General features: G+C 58.3%; 14 protein-coding genes. 6 read left to right on the forward strand and 8 right to left on the reverse strand.

All coding sequences use genetic code 11. From position 1 onward, the window contains the following. Window positions 1-60: 60 nt before the first annotated feature. The 3 genes from P9M14_10150 to P9M14_10160 form a co-directional block, all read right to left on the reverse strand. The gene (locus P9M14_10150) at window positions 61-1,566 is read right to left on the reverse strand and encodes an AAA family ATPase (protein MDP8256102.1); all 1,506 of its coding nucleotides are present in this window, start codon (window positions 1,564-1,566) and stop codon (window positions 61-63) included. Then, complete coding sequence (locus P9M14_10155; protein MDP8256103.1) at window positions 1,539-2,801, reverse strand: M28 family peptidase; 1,263 nt, start codon at window positions 2,799-2,801, stop codon at window positions 1,539-1,541. The genes P9M14_10150 and P9M14_10155 overlap by 28 nt, the downstream gene beginning before the upstream one ends. Window positions 2,802-2,920: 119 nt before the next feature. Beyond that, on the reverse strand, window positions 2,921-3,478 hold the full coding sequence (locus tag P9M14_10160) for a hypothetical protein (GenBank protein ID MDP8256104.1): 558 nt from the start codon (window positions 3,476-3,478) through the stop codon (window positions 2,921-2,923). A 122-nt stretch (window positions 3,479-3,600) separates the two neighbouring features. Between P9M14_10160 and P9M14_10165 the strand changes: the two genes are divergently transcribed. Then, window positions 3,601-4,638: a hypothetical protein gene (locus P9M14_10165; GenBank protein MDP8256105.1), complete on the forward strand. Its 1,038-nt coding sequence runs from the start codon at window positions 3,601-3,603 to the stop codon at window positions 4,636-4,638. A 7-nt stretch (window positions 4,639-4,645) separates the two neighbouring features. Here the strand turns inward: P9M14_10165 and P9M14_10170 are convergent, their stop codons facing one another. Continuing rightward, window positions 4,646-5,242 carry a DNA-3-methyladenine glycosylase gene (locus P9M14_10170; protein MDP8256106.1) on the reverse strand — a complete coding sequence of 199 codons (597 nt, stop codon included), beginning with the start codon at window positions 5,240-5,242 and terminating at the stop codon, window positions 4,646-4,648. An 81-nt stretch (window positions 5,243-5,323) separates the two neighbouring features. Between P9M14_10170 and P9M14_10175 the strand changes: the two genes are divergently transcribed. The 3 genes from P9M14_10175 to P9M14_10185 all read left to right on the forward strand — a co-directional run bounded on the left by P9M14_10175 (window position 5,324) and on the right by P9M14_10185 (window position 8,465). After that, window positions 5,324-6,406, forward strand: coding sequence for a CapA family protein (locus P9M14_10175; protein MDP8256107.1), 1,083 nt, complete (start codon window positions 5,324-5,326; stop codon window positions 6,404-6,406). A gap of 123 nt (window positions 6,407-6,529) precedes the next feature. After that, window positions 6,530-7,837 carry an ATP-binding protein gene (locus P9M14_10180; protein ID MDP8256108.1) on the forward strand — a complete coding sequence of 436 codons (1,308 nt, stop codon included), beginning with the start codon at window positions 6,530-6,532 and terminating at the stop codon, window positions 7,835-7,837. 58 nt (window positions 7,838-7,895) lie between these two features. Further along, the gene (locus tag P9M14_10185) at window positions 7,896-8,465 is read left to right on the forward strand and encodes an RloB family protein (protein MDP8256109.1); all 570 of its coding nucleotides are present in this window, start codon (window positions 7,896-7,898) and stop codon (window positions 8,463-8,465) included. Between the two features lie 15 nt (window positions 8,466-8,480). On the opposite strand, the gene P9M14_10190 is transcribed toward P9M14_10185, so the two are convergent. Then, window positions 8,481-9,716 carry a hypothetical protein gene (locus tag P9M14_10190; GenBank protein ID MDP8256110.1) on the reverse strand — a complete coding sequence of 412 codons (1,236 nt, stop codon included), beginning with the start codon at window positions 9,714-9,716 and terminating at the stop codon, window positions 8,481-8,483. A gap of 138 nt (window positions 9,717-9,854) precedes the next feature. Between P9M14_10190 and P9M14_10195 the strand changes: the two genes are divergently transcribed. Then, window positions 9,855-12,746 (forward strand): MMPL family transporter, encoded by a 2,892-nt coding sequence (locus P9M14_10195; GenBank protein ID MDP8256111.1) that lies wholly within the window; start codon window positions 9,855-9,857, stop codon window positions 12,744-12,746. Between the two features lie 521 nt (window positions 12,747-13,267). Here the strand turns inward: P9M14_10195 and P9M14_10200 are convergent. Further along, window positions 13,268-13,816, reverse strand: a complete 549-nt coding sequence (locus P9M14_10200) for a hypothetical protein (GenBank protein ID MDP8256112.1) — start codon at window positions 13,814-13,816, stop codon at window positions 13,268-13,270. A 363-nt stretch (window positions 13,817-14,179) separates the two neighbouring features. Between P9M14_10200 and P9M14_10205 the strand changes: the two genes are divergently transcribed. After that, window positions 14,180-15,508, forward strand: coding sequence for a metallophosphoesterase (locus P9M14_10205; protein ID MDP8256113.1), 1,329 nt, complete (start codon window positions 14,180-14,182; stop codon window positions 15,506-15,508). 35 nt (window positions 15,509-15,543) lie between these two features. On the opposite strand, the gene P9M14_10210 is transcribed toward P9M14_10205, so the two are convergent. Together P9M14_10210 and P9M14_10215 are read right to left on the reverse strand one after the other, a co-directional pair. Next, window positions 15,544-17,250, reverse strand: a complete 1,707-nt coding sequence (locus P9M14_10210) for a tetratricopeptide repeat protein (GenBank protein MDP8256114.1) — start codon at window positions 17,248-17,250, stop codon at window positions 15,544-15,546. 95 nt (window positions 17,251-17,345) lie between these two features. Further along, window positions 17,346-19,298 (reverse strand): aconitate hydratase, encoded by a 1,953-nt coding sequence (locus P9M14_10215; GenBank protein MDP8256115.1) that lies wholly within the window; start codon window positions 19,296-19,298, stop codon window positions 17,346-17,348. Window positions 19,299-19,315: the final 17 nt, after the last annotated feature.

Raw genomic sequence — 19,315 nt, forward strand, 5'->3', positions numbered from 1 at the left:
CTCTGGGCCGATAACGGCGTGGGTTAGGATAGGGGTATTATCGGTCATCGGGCAAGGGCCTCAACTGGCCTTGACCGCGCGCTTCTCGGCCCAGCGCTTGACGTTGGTGATCTGCTCTTTCATCGTCACCGACAGCGGCACGGTGCGACGCAGCGCAACGTAGATATCCTGTATCACCAGGGCTCGATGCTCGTGATAGGCGCGGTAGAGCGCCGAGACGATCGCCTGTTCGATCTCCGCGCCGGAATAGCCCTCGGAGTGGCGCGCCAGCCCCTCGTAACTGGTCTCGCTGGCCTCCTTGCCGCGGCTCTCCATATGGATGCGGAAGATATCCTTGCGCTCGTTGTAGTTGGGCAGGTCGACGAAGAACACCTCGTCGAAACGCCCCTTGCGGATGAACTCCGGCGGCAGGCGGTCGATGTCGTTGGCCGTGGCGGCGATGAATACCGGCGCGGTCTTCTCCTGCATCCAGGTCAGGAAGCTGGCGAAGATCCGTGAGGTCGAGCCGGACTCGACCGAGTCGGAAAAGACCGAGACGCCCATCTCGATCTCGTCGATCCAGAGGATCGCCGGGGCCACGGCCTCGACGGTCTTGATCGCACGGCGCATGCTCTCCTCAGGACTGCCGGCGAACCCGGCAAACACCCGGCCCATGTCCAATCGTAATAGCGGCATCTGCCACTGGTGGGCCACGGCCTGAATCGCCAGCGATTTGCCGCAGCCGGAAATGCCGGTGATCAGAATCCCCTTGGGACGGGGCAGGCCGAACTTTTGCGCGCCCTCGCTGAATCCCTCGCGCCGGATTTCGCACCATTCCTTAAAGCGTTCCAAGCCGCCGACCTGCTCCATGCTGAAGGCCGGCGGGTGGAACTCGAGGATCTCGGTCTTGCGTAAAATCTGACGCTTTTCCTCGAGGATGTAGTCGATGGAGGTAAAGCCGAAGGTGCCGGTCTCAATGATGATCTTGCGCGCGACGTTCTCGATCTCCCACTCGGTGAGACCCAGCAGCGCGCGGAAGAACAACTCGCGATCCGGGCCCATCGGCATGCTCACCAGCTTGCCATGCTTGATCGCACATTCCTCCACCGCACGCAGCAGCACCGGCTCGATCTCGTTGACGCCCGGCAGGTCGTAATCGACCACGCTGACGTCCTTTTGCAGCTCCTCGGGAATCGAGATGATCGGCCCGAGCAGAATCACGCTCTTGTCGGTGCCGCGTACCGCGTTGATCGTGTCGCGCACGCGGCGGATCACCAGCGGATCGCCCATCAGGTAGGGGTGGACGTCCTTGAATATGAACAGCCAATCGCCTTGAGCCTCGATTGTGTTGGTCAGCGCCTCGGTGATCTCATGGACATTCCGGTCTTCCATCTGGCCCTGCCAGCCCTGGGTAACGCTCCAGATTCCGATCTTCCGTTGCGAGGTCAGCCCGCTTTGCGCAAGCTGCGTCAGGTGGCGCACCACCCGCTCCTCCTCCCAACTGAGTACCTGGAGCAACGGGTAGCCGGCGACGAGCAGCCGTCGGATCGTTTGCAGACTTACTGTGAAGTCTTCTGGGTCGGGCATGATCCCTCCGATACTGCATTGCGCGGCGCGGGCTGTCGCAGCCGGTCGAGCACGGCGAGGATGATCTCGTGAGCCTGGGCCAGGCGCTGCGGATCGACCTTGTCCAGGGTATCCAGGTCGGTGTGCACGGCCAAAGTGTCGCGCGAGAAGTGCGCCAAGGTCACGGCCTGGACGCCGATCTCGAGAAACGGAATGTGGTCCGCCTCGCCGCCGGCCACAACCTTGAGCACCCGCAGCTTGATTCCGCGCTCGGCCGTCGCATCGCTGACCAGCTTCACCAGGTCGGCGTTAATCCCCTTGGGGATCAATCCGGCCTCGGCGGTTAAAAGCGCGTTACCCGACGCGCCGACCCCGTCGAGGTTGAGCACCAGCAGCCGCTCGCGCGAGCCCAGGTGCTGCTCGAGCTGCGCGACCAGCGCGCGCGATCCGGCCAGGCCCAGCTCCTCGCCGCCGGTAAAGGCGAAACTCACGCGCATCCCCTGGATCAGCTCCGGCTGCTGCGACAGCACTCGCGCGGTTTCCATCAGCACGGTGCACGATCCGCCGTTGTCCAATGCGCCGGGCGACTCGTTGTGCACGGTCAGGCGGATCAGCGCCAGGGCCAGGCCGATGTCGATCAACAGCGCGGTGCTCAGCGGCACGCGCAGCCACGGCGAGCCGGCCGCCTCGGGCACGAACGCGCCGACGATCAGCAACACCGTGATCAGCAAGGTCATCAACAGACCGCCGATCACCGAAATGATGCGCGCCACGATGCTGATGTTCTGGCTCTTGGTGTCGGTGTGCGCCATCAGCAGCAGGTGCGGCGACCACTGCTCCGCACCCGGTCCCTGGATGGTCGTTAAAATATTCTCGGTCTCAAAGCGCGTGGCCACCGAGGGCAACAGCGCCGAGAGCAGCGGGTGTTCGACCGCCGGGTCGAGCTCGCAGATCCGACGCTCGTAGCGCTGCTGGGAGATCATGGTCAACGCCAACAGCGCCAGCGCCAGCGGCGCGAGTATTGCCGCGGCCAGCGGGTGCTGCGGCGCCACGGCCCACAGCGTTATCAGGTAGAGGATCAGCACGATTAGCAGCGTCTTGACCGCCAGCCATTGGAAGAACGGCCAGAAGGCGAAGCGCTGCTTGACCACGTCCAGGCCCAGCCCTTTAAGACGCTTCTCGATCAGCTCGCGGGCCTTGATCTCAGCCGTACTGCCCACCAGTCGCGGCTGGGCCAACTCGCGAAGAAATTCCATGGCAGCTGCTGTGGAAAAACCGCTCGACGCCTGGTTTGCGCTGTTCTCGATCATTGGGAAGATAGTCTAGCCCAAACCCGCGGCCATTGGAATTTATCGCACCCCGGCCCTGAGTTGCGCTACTGAAGGCAATCCTGCTGGCAGATATAGGCTTCCTTGCGGCAATCGGCCGTGCACGCCGGGTCATAGCCGTAGCAGTCCTCGTCGATGCAGTTGTTGAAGCGGCTCTCGCAACCGTCGAAGCACGCGGCGTCCCAGCCCCCGCAGGAGTACATAGCGCTATTGCAGGCGTGTCGGCACTCTGTTAAATCCGGGTCCTCGTCCGGGCAATCCTCGAGGCAGACGAAGTAGTCATCCAGACAGTCGCCGCACTGCTGCGCGCAGACGATCAACCGTTCGTAGGCCGCGATCCCACAATCGTTGAGCACATCCTCGCAGGCATCGATGCACGCCTGGTCGTACTCGTCGCAGGCATCCACGCATTCGATCAACTGATCCTGGCAGACGATGGACCCATCCAGGAACGTCAAGTAACACTGGCGGTCGCAGGGGTGCTCGTCGTCGTCGAGGTCGTCGTCGTTCGAGCTGCCGCAGTCCACGCATCCGATCGGCAACAGTAAAAAAACGATCAGCGCCAGGGCGATCATCAGACCGGGAAACAGCCGTTTATCGTGCATGGAGATCCTCCAAAGCTACGGCAAGCATGCCTGTATCATCGGATTAAACACGGTCACTATTTTACCTGCAACGGGGCATTGGATAGAATCGGGCGCAGATCGATCATTTAGTGGAGATCAAGATGAGAACCAAGCTGCTGATTATCCTGTCGGTCCTGATGGCCCTGGGCCTGCTGCTGGCCCTGGCCTCCTGCGACAGCTCCAGCGACGAGGACGCAACCATCGGCGGCCGCGGCGACGACGATTCGGACGACGATGATTCAGACGACGATGACTCGGACGATGACGACATTGATGATGATGATGACGACATCGACGACGATGACGACGATGACGACGACTTGGGACCGTGCGACGACCCGTCGGACTGCGACGACGGGCTGTGGTGCAACGGCGCCGAACAGTGCATCGAACACCAGTGCCAGCCCGGCGACGAGCCCTGCCCGGACGATGACGCCTTTTGCAACGGCGAGGAGTTCTGTATCGAGACCGACGACATGTGCGGCACGCCGACTCCGCCGTGTCAGGACGACGGCGTATTCTGCAACGGCCAGGAGTCGTGCGACGAGATCGCCGACGACTGCGACACCACCGGCGAACCCTGCTTTGAGGGCGAGACCTGCATCGAACTGACCCAATACTGCGAACGCGAGATGATCTACGACGACGGCGGTCGCAACTGGTACCTCAATTTCTCCGACGATAACGGCATCGGGGTCAACGCCTTTGATCCCGAGGCCGACACCGACTACGACGTGCTGAGCATCACGATGATGTGGAACGATGGAGCCCTCATGAATCCGCCGGGCACGCCCGATTTCTGCGAGATCAAGATCTACAACGCCACCATCGCCGGCGGCCCCACAGGCCAGCCGGTCTACTCCGACGGCATCGACCCGATCCTCTGGAACCAGTGGGAAGAGTATGAGATGTCCGAGACTGTGACCATGAGCGGCGCGTTCGCCGTGGGCCTGCAGCAGACCTCCACCGACTTGGCCCTGGCCACGGACAGCTCGGAGAGCGGCTACTCCTGGGTGCGCGAAAACGAGGGCGATCCCTGGGCGCTGTTCTGGTTGGATCAGACGTTCATGATCCGCGTTAAGATCGGCCGCTACGTGGACGAAAAATACGTGGTCACAAAGCTTGGGGGCGTCAAGTAGTCGCGCGTCAGTCCGGACGGTTCCAAACGTACCAAGTGCCGTAGCTGCGAAAGGGCCGCCAGGGCTGCGCAATGCGCCGGATGCGCGTTGGATCGGGCCGCGCCTTGAGGCCGTAGATCTGCTCGATCCCCTTGACCAGCCCCAGATCGTCCACCGGCAGCACGTCGGGCCGCCCCAGCCCGAAGATCAAGTACATCTCCGCGGTCCAGCGGCCGATCCCCCTGATCGCTGTCAGCAGCTCAATCACCTGTTCGTCATCCAGCCCTTGCAGACGACGCGCGCTGATCTCGCCGCTTTGGGCGACCCGCGCCAGGCTGCGTGCATATTCGACCTTGCGGCCCGAGAGCCCGCATTTGCGCAGTTGCTCGTCGCTGATCGCCTCCATCTGTCGCGGTGTCGGTCGACGGCTCGGGAATAGCTCGACCAGCCTGGAGTGGATCGTGCGCGCGGCCTTCATTGAGAGCTGTTGATTGACAATGGCGAACAGCAGGTTGCGGAACGGATCGCGCGGCCCGCTGATCCGCGGCGGACCGATTTTCTCGATCAGCGCGCCGAGGGTCGCGTCGTTGCGCGTCAGGTGCTCGACGATCGGCCGATAATCCACATTCCCTCCGTCAGCCTGGAAAATTAGCATGCGGGACAGCTCATTGACAGGCGCTGTGCGCTCCCATAGCCTGCCAACGAAATGAGACGCATCCCGCTTTTATTACTGGTGCTGACGGCCGTTGTGCTGCTCGGCGCGTGCGACGAGCCGGTCGAAATCAGCGGCCCGGAGCCGGTGCGCGCGCAGATCGAGAACCGCGGCGACGCAGCGGTCACCGTGTTGTTTGTCGGCGACACGATGCTCGACGATTTGGCCCTGCCGTTTATCAACGCCCACGGCTACGACTATCCCCTGGCCGGCCTGGCGCCGCTGGTGCGCGACGCGGACGTGGCCGTGGTCAACCTCGAAGTGGCGGTGACCAACGAGCGCTGCGATCGCCAGAGCAAGAAATACGCCTATCACATGCGCCCCGAGGGCCTGGACGCCCTGCGTCGGGCGGGATACGACGCGGTGGTGCTGGCCAACAACCACACCCGCGACTGCGGCGATGGCGGGCTGCAACAGATCCTCGATCTGTGCGAGCAGGCCGGGCTGCAGCATGCGGGCGCGGGCATGAACGAGAATGCGGCGCGCCGCGGCCTGCTGTTCGACGTGGCAGGGACCAAGGTCGGGCTGCTGGCCTACTACGGCTCGGGCACGTTCCGCAGCCGCGGCGACCAGGCGCCGCTCAACCTCGATTTAATAAAACCCGACGTGCGCCGCATGCGCACCCACGCCGACGTGGTGATCGTCCACTTCCACTGGGGCAAGAACTACAAATCGAGCCCCACGGCCAAGATGCAGCAAATCGCCCGCGAGGTGCTCGATGCGGGGGCCGACTTGATCGTGGGCGACGGCGCGCACATCATGCAGCCGGTGGGCATGATCGAGGGCAAACCGGTGATCTACTCGCTGGGCAACGGCACCTTCGGCACGGGCAACAACCGCGCGGAGTTCGCCATGATGGCCCAGGTCGTAATCGAGGATAAACGCTTGGCGCGGATCGAGTTCATCCCGATCCACACCCAAAACCGCAACCCCGACGTGCTGTTCCAGACCCGGCTGCTCGAAGGCCGCGAAGCCGAAAAAGTGCTCGACGATCTGGCCGACAGCTCACGCCGCCGCGGCGCCAAAATCAAGATCGAATCGGGCGGCCCGCGCCCCATCGGCGTGCTTGAGCTTTAAAAAATCAGCCCCGTTCGTTTTTGCTTGACTTCGTGGCATTTGGTTGCATAAAATAGCCCTATTCTTGTTGGCGCAAGCCAATAGCTCTAAACTCACAACGTCGCAACACCAAGGCCTGCACTGATGCTTATCGAGTTCAGCGTTGCCAATTTCCTCTCCTTTAAAGAGCGCGTGACGTTCAGCATGCTGGCCTCCAAGGCCTCCGAAAACCCGGAGAACGTCTTTCAGCCGGAATCCGCCTCCGGCAATCTTTCCCTGCTGAAAACGGCCGCGATCTACGGCGCCAATGCCTCTGGCAAATCCAATCTGATCGATGCCTTCTTCTTCATGAGAAGTTTTGTTCTCAACTCGGTCAAGCAAGGGAGTACTGACCAGAAAATAGCCAGAAGGCCTTTCAAAATCGACCAAGGGTGTATCGATAAACCAAGCTACTTCAATCTGGTGTTCATATATGAGGGAATCGAATATGATTATGGTTTCGAGATTGACAATCATCGTGTACACCGGGAGTGGCTAAAGATTCGTCAATCGAAAAAACAGGCCCTTGTTTTCGACCGCAGATTCTCCAAAGCGAAAAATAAAGAAGGCTACCAGTATAAAAAGGGAACTGCCTGGCAAGGGGAGTGGAAATCGATCCAGAGCGTTACACGCCCTGACTCGCTGTTTCTATCCGTGGCATCACAGTTCAATAATGAAATCACCGAAAACGTGACTGATTATTTTCGGACTTATTTAGAAAAAATAATCCCTGAGACAATTGATACTAATAATCCTATCTTTACCAATGAACTTGCATTACAAAGCGTGGCCCATAAGTTCATTCTTAATTATTTAAAGAAAGCCGACTTAGGTATAGTTGATTTCAATGTTAGTAAGGTCCCGCTTACCGAAAATCAGTATGAATTTGTTACTGCAATATCAAAGATATTTAATCGACCTTCACTTAAAAATGAATTTACCGATAAGGTTAAGTATAACTACGACACTACAACCATCCATAGCGGCGTCGATTTGAAGGGAAACCCTGCAAATATTGAATTTACGCTCAATGAAGAATCCGATGGCACCAGAAAGTTTTATACCTTATCAGGACCTCTTTTTAAAGTGTTATATAAAGGCAGCGTCTTAATCGTCGACGAATTGGACGCCCGCTTGCATTCATTGCTGACCCGTTGGCTGATCGGGCTTTTCCATAATCCCAAAACGAACCCTAAAAACGCACAACTGATCTTCGCAACCCACGACGCGGGTTTACTCGATAGGAAGCTGCTGCGCCGTGATCAAATTTGGTTCACTGAAAAAGGCGAGGACAGCGCCACCAAGCTGTATTCGCTGTGGGACATCAAGATTCGCAATAAAGAGGATATCCGCAAAGGCTACCTGATGGGCCGTTACGGAGCGATCCCGTTCCTTGAACAGAATGGGGACTAATCCTTTGTCTCGGAGAAGACGTAAATCAATCAAGAAAATTAATCCGAGACCTCGAATTTTGATCGCATGTGAAGGTACAAAAACCGAACCCAATTATCTGCGTGGATTTCAACAACAGCAAAAACGGCGAAGGCCGAGTCCGCTGTTTGAGATCGTTCCAGGCAAGGGCAGACGAACCGACCCCTGCAACCTTGTGAGATTCGCCCTTGATAAGAAGAAAGAAAGTGAGAGAGAACGCCTGCCTTATGATGCGACATGGTGCGTATTTGATTACGATAATCGCCCGAAAATCGATATAGCAATACAGCTCGCCGAGTCCAACGGAATCAAGATCGCCTTTTCCAATCCATGCTTCGAGCTCTGGTATCTATTACACTTCGATGAACAACACGCTGAGATAGAGGGAAAACAGCTAGTTCGTAAATTGAAAACATACATTCCAGGATATAAAAAATCTATGAATGGACTCTACGAGCGTTTGCTTCCACAAATGTCTGATGCCGATGGCAGGGCCCGTAATCTACAGGTACTACATATTAGTGCAAAGCGACCTGAGGTCAGCAATCCGTCTACTACAGTCTATTCATTGATGGAAGATCTGACGCGATTGTATGACAAGGCTTTATAGTCCGAACCTCATCTATCACCGCACCAGCTTCAGTAAAACCAACTTATTCTGATCGCTGACCGCGATGGTCGTGCCGATCGCCGCGATGCCGCTCAGCGGCTGTTCGCCCACCGCGTACTCGGCTTGGGGCACCAGGTCAACGGCTTCGAGGCTGTAGAGTTTCCCCGATGCCATCTCGATCACCAGCCGCTCACCGATCTGCACGTGCAGCGCCGAGCCCGGGGGCTCGAACTCGACCCCGCCGTGGAGCTGGGCGCTCTTGACCTTCTGGCGGTAGATCGAGGCTCGCGGCCGACCGTCGGTGGCCTTGGTGTAATGATGCACGAAACGCCAGCTCTCATCGCCGTCGAGTAAGACGTACTCGCCGGGCACCGGGTAGTTGTAGCGCACGCGCAGGCTCTGGGGCCTAAAGCACAGCAGCCCGCGGGTCGAAGCGTAAAAGGCACGGCCCTCGGGAAAGACCAGTATTGGCTCGGACCCGGGCAGCATGCCGCCGGGCAGCGATCCGCGTTTGCTCGCGTCCGCGGCATTGAAAGCGGTCAACTCGCGCTCGCCGGGCACAAAAACGATCTGCTCGTGGAACACCGGCGCGGCCACGGCCGGTGCATCGAGCTTGGCGCTGCGCATCTGTTCGCCGTCCGCGATTCTGCGCGCCACGAGTTGATCGGGACTCGCGATCCAGATCAGCTCGCCTTGAATCGCGTTACGCCAGGCGTCGGTGCCCACCAGCGCGTCCACGCGCCTGGGCAGGCCCCAGCCCGGCTGCTGGAACACCACCTGCTTCTCGCCGGGGCGCAGGGCGATCAGCCGCTGCGCGTCCTGCAGCAGCCACACGCCGTTGATAAGCTCCGGCGCGGCCACGATCCCCGGACCAGCGGACAGGCCGCTGTCCCAAACCGTTGACGAGCCCGCCTGCAAATCGAAGCTGAGCACCAACAGCCTGCCGTCCTTTTGGGCAGCCCCGGCCACCAGCACCGTGCCGTCGTGTAGCGCCAAAATCGGACAGACCTGCTGCGGATCCAGCTCGGCTTTGGCCGCGATACTCTGCGGCCCGCTCGTGCTTCCGGCCTGAATGCAGATCAGCGTGGATTTGCCCGCATCAAAGGCGCAGGCCGTTCCCGGATCAATCATCAGCGGCGCGCTCAACGGTCCCACGCCCTGGGCGCTGGTCAGCACCTCGAAACTGTCGGCCGCGGCAAGGGTCGGTATAATCAACAGCAGGGCCAGAGCGCACAGCGCAATTTTGTTCATCGGCTCTCCTTGGGTCGGGCATTTATTGTACCGTCAGCAAGGCGTCGCGTGAAGCGATTGCCGTGCCGATGATGACGCCCCGCGCGGCGATGTGCTACATTTTGCCCTCAATTCTCAGCCGAGGACGTTGCCGAAAAAATGCGATACCGAATCTTCGACGCTCTGGCCAAGCTCTGCTCACGCAGACCATTGGTCGTGATGTTGGTATCGCTGGCGATCACCGCGTTTTTCGGCGTATGCGCCTCCCGGTTGACGATCAATCTCGGATTTTTAGAGCTGCTCTCCGACGAAAATCCCGAGGTGCGGCGGGTGATCGATGTGCTTGAGAGCATGGGCAGCATGGACTACGTATTCGTGGTGCTCACCGCCGACGAGCCGGCAACGGTGCGGCGCTTTGCCCACCAACTCAAGCCCGAGCTGTTGGCCGACCCGGAGATCGTCAACCGCGTGACCTTTCGCGTGGACACCGATTTTTTCCTCGACCACATGCTGCTCTATGCGCAGCCCGACGACCTGCGCGAGTTGGTCGATTTTTTAGGCCGCCGCGAGCCCGAGCTGCGCCAGACGTTTAGCAACCTGCATTTGGCGCCGTTCGTGCGCGGGTTCGCCGAAATCCTCGACCGCGAGATCGTCGAGGAAAACGACATCGACGACCCGCAGGCCGCAGTCGATCAGCTCGAGGGGCTGCAAAATTTCTTCGAGCTACAGCACGACTACCTGCGCGTCGGCGGTCGACCCGAGGACGCTGATCCGGGCGATGCGCTGCTGCGGATGTTCGTGGGCAACGGCGAGGACTCGGCCGCCATGGGCGACGGCTATCTGGACAACGAGGCCGGCACCACGCTGATGCTGATGATGATGCCCTCGCACCCGGGTGACGACTACGTGTTCAACACCGCGGTGATGCGATACATCGAGCAGTGCGTGCAGCGGGTCTCCGAGCAAATGCCCGACAGAGCGGTCGAGGTGCGCATCGCGGGCAACATCGCGGTAATGAGCGACGAGCACCAGGCGATCGTCCACGACATGCTGCTGACCTCGATCCTGAGTTACGTGCTGGTGATGCTGGTCTTTCTGATCTTTTTCCGCCGTTTCTCCGATCTGTTCCTGGTCGGCTCGGCGCTGCTACAGACGCTGATCTGGACCTTCGGCATCACCTACCTCTATATCGGCTACCTGTGCTTTACCACAGCGTTCTTCGCCGCAATGCTGCTCGGGTTGGGGATCGACTTCTCGATTCACGTGGTGATCCGCTACGGCGAAGAGCTAAAGCGAATCATGGACACCACGGGCAAGATCGACGTGGATCGCGCCATGCGCCGCGCGATAACCGGCGCCGGACCCGGAGTCGTCACCGGCGGGCTGACCACTGCCGGAGCGTTTCTGGCGCTGATGATTGCGCGCTTCCAGGGCATCGCCCAGCTCGGGTTTGTGGCGGGCTGCGGGATCATCTTCACCTTGATTATTATGCTCACTACGCTGCCCGCATCGATCGCCATGCGCGACCACAGATTCCCGCCCAAGATCAAGGCGCGCAATCTCACCGATCTGCTGCCGCTGGGCAGGCTGGCCCGTTTCATCACGCGCCACCACCGTCCGACGTTCGTGGTGCTGATGGCCTTCAGCTTGGTGATGCTGATCTTCGCCAGCCAAAGTAAGTTCAACTACAACTACCGTGAGCTTGAACCCCTGAACAGTCCGGGGATCAAGGCCAACGACTACGTTGAGGAGAAGTTCGGCCGCAGCGTCGATTACTTCATCAGCCTGTTCCACTTCGGCTGCCCCGATTGCGTGGTCCAACGCTCGGCGCGCATCGCGCGCTACGCGCTTAGCAGCCCCAACCTTCCGCCGCTGATGAGCTGGGAGCGCAACCTGCTCGCCGCCATTGAGATGCACGAGCAGGAGCAGCTGTTCTCGCAGATCAAGGCGCGGGCCGTGGAGCTGGACCAGTTGCCCACGATCTCGGAGAGCGAGTCGCTGTCGGACTACTTACCCCTGGAACAGGGACGCAAACTGGCTATCGCCAGGGACGCGATCGAACCACTCTCGCGGGTCAATGTACTCAGCCGACCCGACTCCGACACGCAGTTTCTTGCCCAGGACACAACGGCGCTGGTTTCGTCGCTGGGCTATTTACGCGGCGAGGTTCAGGCGATCCTCGAACTGGCGATCATCGGCTCGGACTGGGATGTCGAGGACCAGGCGCGACTGACCCTGGCCGCCCTGGACCGTCTGCTTGGCGAGGTGCGCGCCGCTGAGGGCGATCCGCTACGACTCGCGGGAGCAACGGCTTTCCAACGTGAGATCGGCGACGAGGCGGCCGCGCTGCTGGGCCATCTCAAGGCCTCGGCCGACGGCCGACCGCTGCGCTGGTCCGACCTGCCGCCGGAGCTGGTTGACCAATACGTGGGCTTCAACGGCAACGTGCTGTTCTATTCCTACCCGTCCCAGGACGTGTGGAACGAGACCTTCCTCAAGCGAATCATCCGCGAGGTCAAGCAGGTCGACGAGAACATCGTCAGCACGGCCTCGATTTTCCTGGCGATCGTCACCGAGGTCAAACAGGACTTCCAAAGTTCGGTCTGGTTATGCGTGGCCGCGGTGATCGTGCTGCTGCTGATCGACTTCCGCCGACTACGCACCGTGATGCTGGCGTTGATACCACTGGCCTTTGGCACGCTGTGGATGGTCGGGATGTTGGCCTTCTTCCACGAGCAGTTCAACTTGGCCAACGTCTCGGTGGTGCCAATGATCATCGGCATCGGCGTGGACAACGGCGTGCACATGATCCACCGCTATCGCATGGAAAAGGAAAACCGCATCGAGATGGCCGTAACTCACACCGGCCGGGCGATCTTCCTTTCGAGCCTGACCACCATGCTGTGCTTCGGCACGATCATCTTCGCCTCGTACATCGCCCTGGCCTCCCTGGGCCAGCTGCTGACCATCGGCATCGTCTGCTGCTTCTTCTCCGGCGTGCTGTTCCTGCCGGTGATGCTCAAGTTCATCGAGGGGCGCTGGGAGATCTAGCCCGGTGATGCAGGGCGAGAAGCGACGGATCTACAAAAACCCTTTTTTTCCAGCAGGGTGCGGCTTGCCTTCTTCATGAAGGGCGTTAGAAAAAAATTATATTGTCGCGGTCAAAATAGAAAATGAGGTGTTAAAAATAATCCCGGGGACTTTTCAGCGCTTTATTTCCGGAAGGTGAAACTCACCTTCGAGAGGTGCCTCAAGAGGCGGTTTTACAATTTTTCGCCATGAGCTTAGAGCGCATTTTTCCGTCCGATTCCATGTGGCATTTCTTGTACTTTTTTCCGCTTCCGCACCAACAGAGATCATTTCTCCCCAGGTTCGGAATAGGTTCCGGCTCGCCGAGGCCAAAAAGATTCTTTATAAGTCCCAAACGGCGACCTCCTTTCAGCTTCCATGGTTCATCGCTCCGCTCAACATCTCCCGCCCAACCTTGTATAGCACGTCCGATCCTGCCTGTACAAAACCTAGCCTGCATCCTCACTGTCCGGTCAGGTGAGCTTTCCCGGTTTTGTGGTTTATCACTTTCCATCAGCTCCGGAAGAATCAGTTAATCGATCGATCCAATCGGCCATGGTCTTCAGCGCCAGGCCGATATTGCCCACCTGGCAGTGGTTGTGCGCCTGGGTCTCGCGGGTGAAGACTTCGGCAGTGAGCGAACGGGCGTTGCAAAGCGCCCTGACCTGCTGCCTGTGCATCTTGAACGGGATGAAGTGATCGTTGCGTCCGGTGAGGATCAGCACGTCCTGGGTCACGCGATCTGAGCAGAGGTTGGCGGCGCTGAGCTGCTTGATGGTGTCCAGCCCCTGCATCGGCAATGTGGTGTTCGTGATGTAGAGCATCTGGCCGATGCTCCAGGCGTGCATCGGATCCTTCTTCATTTTGCTCAATGTCACCCGGTCGCTAAAATCACGGAAGTGGTTGAAGAACAGCATGCCCAGCTGCTGGGCCACGAGATTGGGAAAGCGCATGTAATCGTAGGCAATGGCCGAGGCGATCACGCGCTGGATGCGCGGCTCGAACGCTGCGGCGCGCAGGCACAGCCAGCCGCCGGTCGGCCAGCGCCGCATCGGCCAACGCGAGCATCTCGCGCTTCCAGTCGTCGAAAGTCTCGACCTTGGCGCCCACGCGCTGCATATCCTCCAGCCGCGCGTAGCCCATGGAGTACCAACGATTGAGCTGGTAGTTGGACAGCTGCTTGGGGTGAAACTTGTTGTAGCCCTGCGGGAACTCGAACTTGTACGCGCCGCGTTGTTCCATCTTTCCCTCGCCGACTAAAACGATTGTCCGCGATGCGGATTGGGCAATCATATCCCAAAGTTCTCGCAGAGCTATCAGATAATTCGAACCGATTGCCTCAGCCCTTGCGAAATTACTTGTCATGCAATATATATATGTTATTCATCTATTTTCCCTTACCGGCGGAGGCGCAAATGCGTACAGCGATCATTTCCGATCTGCACTTCGGCGATCCCGAGTGCAGCCTGGTGGGCAATCACAGCATCTACTCCGACCTGGACAAGGCCCTTGGAGCGGACCTGGACTATCTGGTGCTGCTCGGCGACGTGCTGGACTTCTCGATCTCGAGCTATCAACAGACCTACTCCAAGGCGCACGAATTCTTTGATCGGCTGTGCCAGGATCGGCCGCAACTGAACATCGTCTATATTCCCGGAAACCACGACGCGGACATCTGGCATCTGCTCGAACACGAGATCAACGTGGTCAAGCCGGTGGCCAAGGGCGAGAATCCGCGCAAGTTTCGCTTCTCGGTGCCCGGCGTGCTCGACCTGCGCAGCACGCGTAATGCCTCTCGACCGGCGTTCGTGCTGCCCCACGTCAACCCCAGCCTACCCTTGGACGATCCGGACAAATACAAGTACGGCGATGTGTTCCTCAAGGGGCTGGTTGGCAAGTGCAACAAGCTGCTGGTGGCCTTTCCCAACCTCTATCTGGTCACGGACGAGCGCTGCCTGCTGATCACCCACGGCCAATACTTCGACGCCTACTGGTCGTTGCTCGGCCAGATCGGCCCCAAGATCGCGCCCCAGGGCAAGGTCGGAGAGGGCCTGCCCACGCCGCTGAGCCTCTCTGATTTTGTGGCGGTCAATTTTCCGCTCAACCAGCTCGCCTGCTCGGGCATCGGCCAGGCCGAGCCGCTGACCGACGTGGTCCGCTTTGTCCAGCGCGCGGTCAAGGATCACGACTCCAAGGAGATCGACAAGTACCTCAAATGCGTGGACCGAATCGTATTGGATCCGCAGTTCGGCTTCGCGCCCTATGATCCGCGGGAATGGGCGACCGATATCGGAATCTGGTACGGCAAGCGCAAGCTCAGAAAAGCCCTTTCGTCATACGGCAACCCTCGTGACGACAATCTGTTCCTTCAAAATGAAAAAGTGCTCAAGCGCATCGACGATTACTGGCAAATGAGCCTGGGCGAGATCAAGGGATTGGCCGGACCGGACTTCAAGCTTCCCGAGCCGAACACGCTGCTGTTTGGCCACACCCACGTGCCGATTCTCTGGGAAAATCGCGAGGAGGTCAGCCTGCCCGGCGGCAGAAAAATAACGGCCGCCAACACCGGCGGCTGGCTGCGCAAGTGCGATGACAATGAAAATGAATACGTGCCGGCCGCGGTTTTCCTGATCGAGGACAACGGCGCGATCAGCTCAATCCCGGTGGGCCCCCAACCGGTTCCGGCACCGGAAAAATCCCAGCCCCAACCGCCCGACGACGATGGCGGGCTGATCGTGGACTGAGGTTTCTTTAATTCCTGAACAATTAATAGCCAGGGTTAAATAGTGTTATCCGTTAGCGTATTCACCTGCCTGTGAAACGCATTATATGTTCCGTTGCCTGTAACTTTTTTAATACCCTGAAAATCGTATACCAAATACAGCACCCCGGTTCGGTGATAATTATTACGCTCACTTTCGATTAAAGTACTCTCAGCTTTATCATTATATAGATTATACAACTGTGATCCAAGGAAGCGCGATCTCCGTAAATTATTACCACAGTCTTGGCATGTATAGGCCTTTTCGAAACAATCTATGGCCTCATCCCTTCTATCTTCACCCAGGCTTGTAAGCAACTTATCCGTCAGGCCAAGGAAAATGTTTAATCCGGCATAGTAATTAGGGTTTCTCGTTCGCGTATGTATACTCAATGCATTCCTGAAACATTCGCCAGCCTGGGTATAGGTTTCTATTTTCTCTTGCGTATCTTTACAATAACGTCCGTTGAAAAAGTATACTTGACCTATGTAATATTGAATTTCCGCGTAATGGATAGGGCGATCTTTAATTCCGCGAAGGCGATTGATGCTGTTGAGTTTACACAAAAATGCGTTGCCAGGTCTTTTTTTTTCATGGAATAACTGCTGATAGTATCTGGCAATAGTATTAAGGCATTCAATTTCCAATCCGTCGATGATTGTTTGATTTGCATCAAAACACTTTGATGCAATTCTGAAATTATTTATTGCGTTTATAATATGTTTGTTCCAGGCATCCTCGCTAATACTGAGGTTTTCTCTTTCTGCCATCGCCAGCAACATTAAAGCATTGCCGATATCATAACTAAAGGCTGAATATTGATACCGGTTTCCAGGAGTGATATGCTCCTTAATAATGCCGAAATATTCATTTATAGCTTTTTCACAATATTCAATTTCTCGCCCATATGAGAATCTTCCCAATACCAAATAGGTTTTCCCCATGTACCATTGAATTTTTGTGCGCATCTCCTTAGCATGATCATCCTTTGCCTTGGAATAGTATTCTTGTGCCAACATCAGCTCGTTTTGGGCCATTTGAATATATTGCTGCGTATTCCGATTCTCACCATGATCGATTAGCACCAGGGCCAAACGTATATGAGTCTTAGCAATTTCATTATCATATTGTTTTTCGCGTTGGTTCTGATATTGTCCAATCAGCTGGCGATAGATCTCTTCGGATTTATTGAAGTTATCATGTGCATCGCGAATTCTACCCAATTTCCACAGGACTTCACCTCGATATGCCTTGGCCGAAGCCGCCATTTCGAAGTTGTCATGAATCAACAGTTCCTCCGCCTCTTCCAGGGCAATCATTGCTTTCGCGAGATAGGGTTCCTGTTGTTTTATTGAATTATTAGAATAGGTTGCCGAATCAAGGTGGACCCGACCTACCCAATAATTGATTTTACCTTTGGTCTCCCGACTAAATTTCAGCTTGCCTAAATCTGAGGCTATGGATTCGATTTCATCTATTGCCTCAGCACGTACCCCTGTTTTCAATAAATTTTCTACTCCTTTGAGCTGTTCCTCGGCGTTTTTATCGTTTACTCTCATCTCATTGTATTCATTAATGCCGATCGTGATAATTAGGCCCATGGCAGATAAAAAAAGAGGGATTAGTATGGAAAGAATTATTTTCTTGGTGGCGGATTTCTTGCCGTTGCCCTGGTTTTCGGATTTTTTTGCCTCATCCGCCCGCTTCTCGCCCTCTTGTGGCATGGCGTCGCCCCGTATTCAGATTTAACTGATAGATAGGACGAGAATACACCGGCAGTGTATCTATATCAATCTATTATTTATAGTCATGCCGTTTTTTATTGAGCCTTTTGCTTGCGCAAATAGTTCAGCAGTCCGCCGTCGAGCAGCATCTGGACCTGGCGGGTCGAGAGGCTGTGTTCGAGGGTCAGGCTCAGGCGCTGGCTGGCATTGCGCGCGGAGATGCTGCTCCCCGCCTTGAGCTGGTCGCGCAGATCGCTGATCTCGATCCGGTCGCCGGACTCGATCCGCCCGTGGTCCTCAGGGTTGGTAAAGGTCAGGGGCAGCACGCCGAAGTTGACCAAATTCTGCCAGTGGATGCGCGCGAACGAGCGCGCGATCACCGCGGCCACGCCCAAATAGCGCACAGTCAGCGCCGCGTGCTCGCGGCTGGAGCCCTGGCCGTAGTTCAGTCCGCCGACGATCAGACCCGATCCGGCCTTCTTCATCCGCTCGGCGAACGTGTGGTCGACCTTGGAGAAGGTGTACTCGCTGATCGCAGGCAGATTGGAGCGCAGGGGCAGCACCAGGTTGCCCGCGGGGATGATCTGGTCGGTGGTCACGTCGTCGCCGAGCTTGAGCATCACTGCCGCGTCGATCAGCTCGGGCAGCTGTGCAAATTGCGGCAGATCGACGATGTTCGGCCCCTTGACCACCTGCACGCTCGTGCCCTCGGCCGGGGGCTCGATCAGTTGTGCGCTGGGCAGCAGCTCGCGCTTGGGCAGTTTGACGCGGGGCATCTCGCCCAGCTCGCGCGGGTCGCGGATCTCGCCGGCCAATGCCGCGGCCAACGCGGTCTGCGGGCTGCATAGGTAGACGCTGTCGTCGACCGTGCCCGAGCGCCCTGCGAAGTTTCGCGGGAAGGTGCGCAGCGAGACAGTTCCGCTGGCCGGGGCCTGGCCCATGCCGATGCAGCCCAGACAGCCGCACTGGTGCAGACGCGCACCCGCTGCCACCAGCTTGGCCAGCGCACCGAGCTCGGCCAAATTGAGCTCGACCTGACGGCTGCCGGGATTGATCTCGAGGCTGACCTCGGGGTGGCCGTGCTTGCCATTGAGCACTTCTGCGGCGAGCAGCATCTCGGCCAGGCCGGAGTTGGCGCAGGAGCCGATCAGCACCTGATGGACCTTGGTCCCCGCGGCCTGGCGTACGGTTACTACCTTGTCGGGCATCGAGGGCATGGCGATCAGCGGCTCAAGCTGCGCAAGGTCGATCTCGTCGTGCTGGTCGTACTGCGCGCCAAGGTCCGCGGCCAGGGCCGTCCAGGCATCCTCGCGCCCCTGACGGCGCAGGAATTCACGCGTGCGCTCGTCCGAGGGCCAGACCGTGGAGGTCGCGCCGAGTTCAGCGCCCATGTTGGCAATCACCGCGCGATCAGGCACGGAAAGCGCGGCCACGCCCGGTCCGTAATACTCGATGACCTTGCCCACGCCGCCCTTGACCGAGTGACGGCGCAACATCTCGAGAATCACGTCCTTGGCCGAGACCCACGGCAGCAGCTCGCCTGTAAGCTTTACGCCGAAAACCTGCGGCGCCTTGAGATGGAACGGCTCGCCGGCCATGGCCAGTGCGACTTCCAGGCCGCCGGCGCCGATCGCCAGCATGCCCAGGCCGCCGCCCGTGGGCGTATGGCTGTCCGAGCCGAGCATGGTCTTGCCCGGCGCGCCGAAGCGCTCGAGGTGCACCTGATGGCACACGCCGTTGCCCGGCCGTGAGAACCACACGCCGTAACGCGCGGCGGAGCTTTGCAAAAAGCGATGGTCGTCGGCATTGCGAAAGTCGGTCTGGAGCAAATTATGATCCACGTACGAGACCGAGAGCTCGGTGCGCACGCGGTCCAGCCCGAGCTGCGCGAACTCGAGGTAGACCATCGTGCCGGTGGCGTCCTGGGTCAGGGTATGGTCGATGCGGATGCCGATCTCGGCTCCGGGCTCGAGCTCGCCGGACACCAGGTGCGCCCGCAGCAGCTTATGGGTCAACGTGCTTTTGCCGACAGATTCGCTCTGGCTCACTGAATCACTCCTTACGC

It is taken from the genome of Candidatus Alcyoniella australis (genome assembly GCA_030765605.1).
GTDB lineage: Bacteria > Lernaellota > Lernaellaia > JAVCCG01 > Alcyoniellaceae > Alcyoniella > Alcyoniella australis.

Coding starts and splice junctions, on each gene's coding strand:
- P9M14_10150 (MDP8256102.1), bottom strand. CDS start 1,566: ATGCCCGACCCAGAAGACTTCACAGTAAGTCTGCAAACGATCCGACGG.
- P9M14_10155 (MDP8256103.1), bottom strand. CDS start 2,801: ATGGAATTTCTTCGCGAGTTGGCCCAGCCGCGACTGGTGGGCAGTACG.
- P9M14_10160 (MDP8256104.1), bottom strand. CDS start 3,478: ATGCACGATAAACGGCTGTTTCCCGGTCTGATGATCGCCCTGGCGCTG.
- P9M14_10165 (MDP8256105.1), top strand. CDS start 3,601: ATGAGAACCAAGCTGCTGATTATCCTGTCGGTCCTGATGGCCCTGGGC.
- P9M14_10175 (MDP8256107.1), top strand. CDS start 5,324: ATGAGACGCATCCCGCTTTTATTACTGGTGCTGACGGCCGTTGTGCTG.
- P9M14_10180 (MDP8256108.1), top strand. CDS start 6,530: ATGCTTATCGAGTTCAGCGTTGCCAATTTCCTCTCCTTTAAAGAGCGC.
- P9M14_10190 (MDP8256110.1), bottom strand. CDS start 9,716: ATGAACAAAATTGCGCTGTGCGCTCTGGCCCTGCTGTTGATTATACCG.
- P9M14_10195 (MDP8256111.1), top strand. CDS start 9,855: ATGCGATACCGAATCTTCGACGCTCTGGCCAAGCTCTGCTCACGCAGA.
- P9M14_10200 (MDP8256112.1), bottom strand. CDS start 13,816: ATGCGGCGCTGGCCGACCGGCGGCTGGCTGTGCCTGCGCGCCGCAGCG.
- P9M14_10205 (MDP8256113.1), top strand. CDS start 14,180: ATGCGTACAGCGATCATTTCCGATCTGCACTTCGGCGATCCCGAGTGC.
- P9M14_10210 (MDP8256114.1), bottom strand. CDS start 17,250: ATGCCACAAGAGGGCGAGAAGCGGGCGGATGAGGCAAAAAAATCCGAA.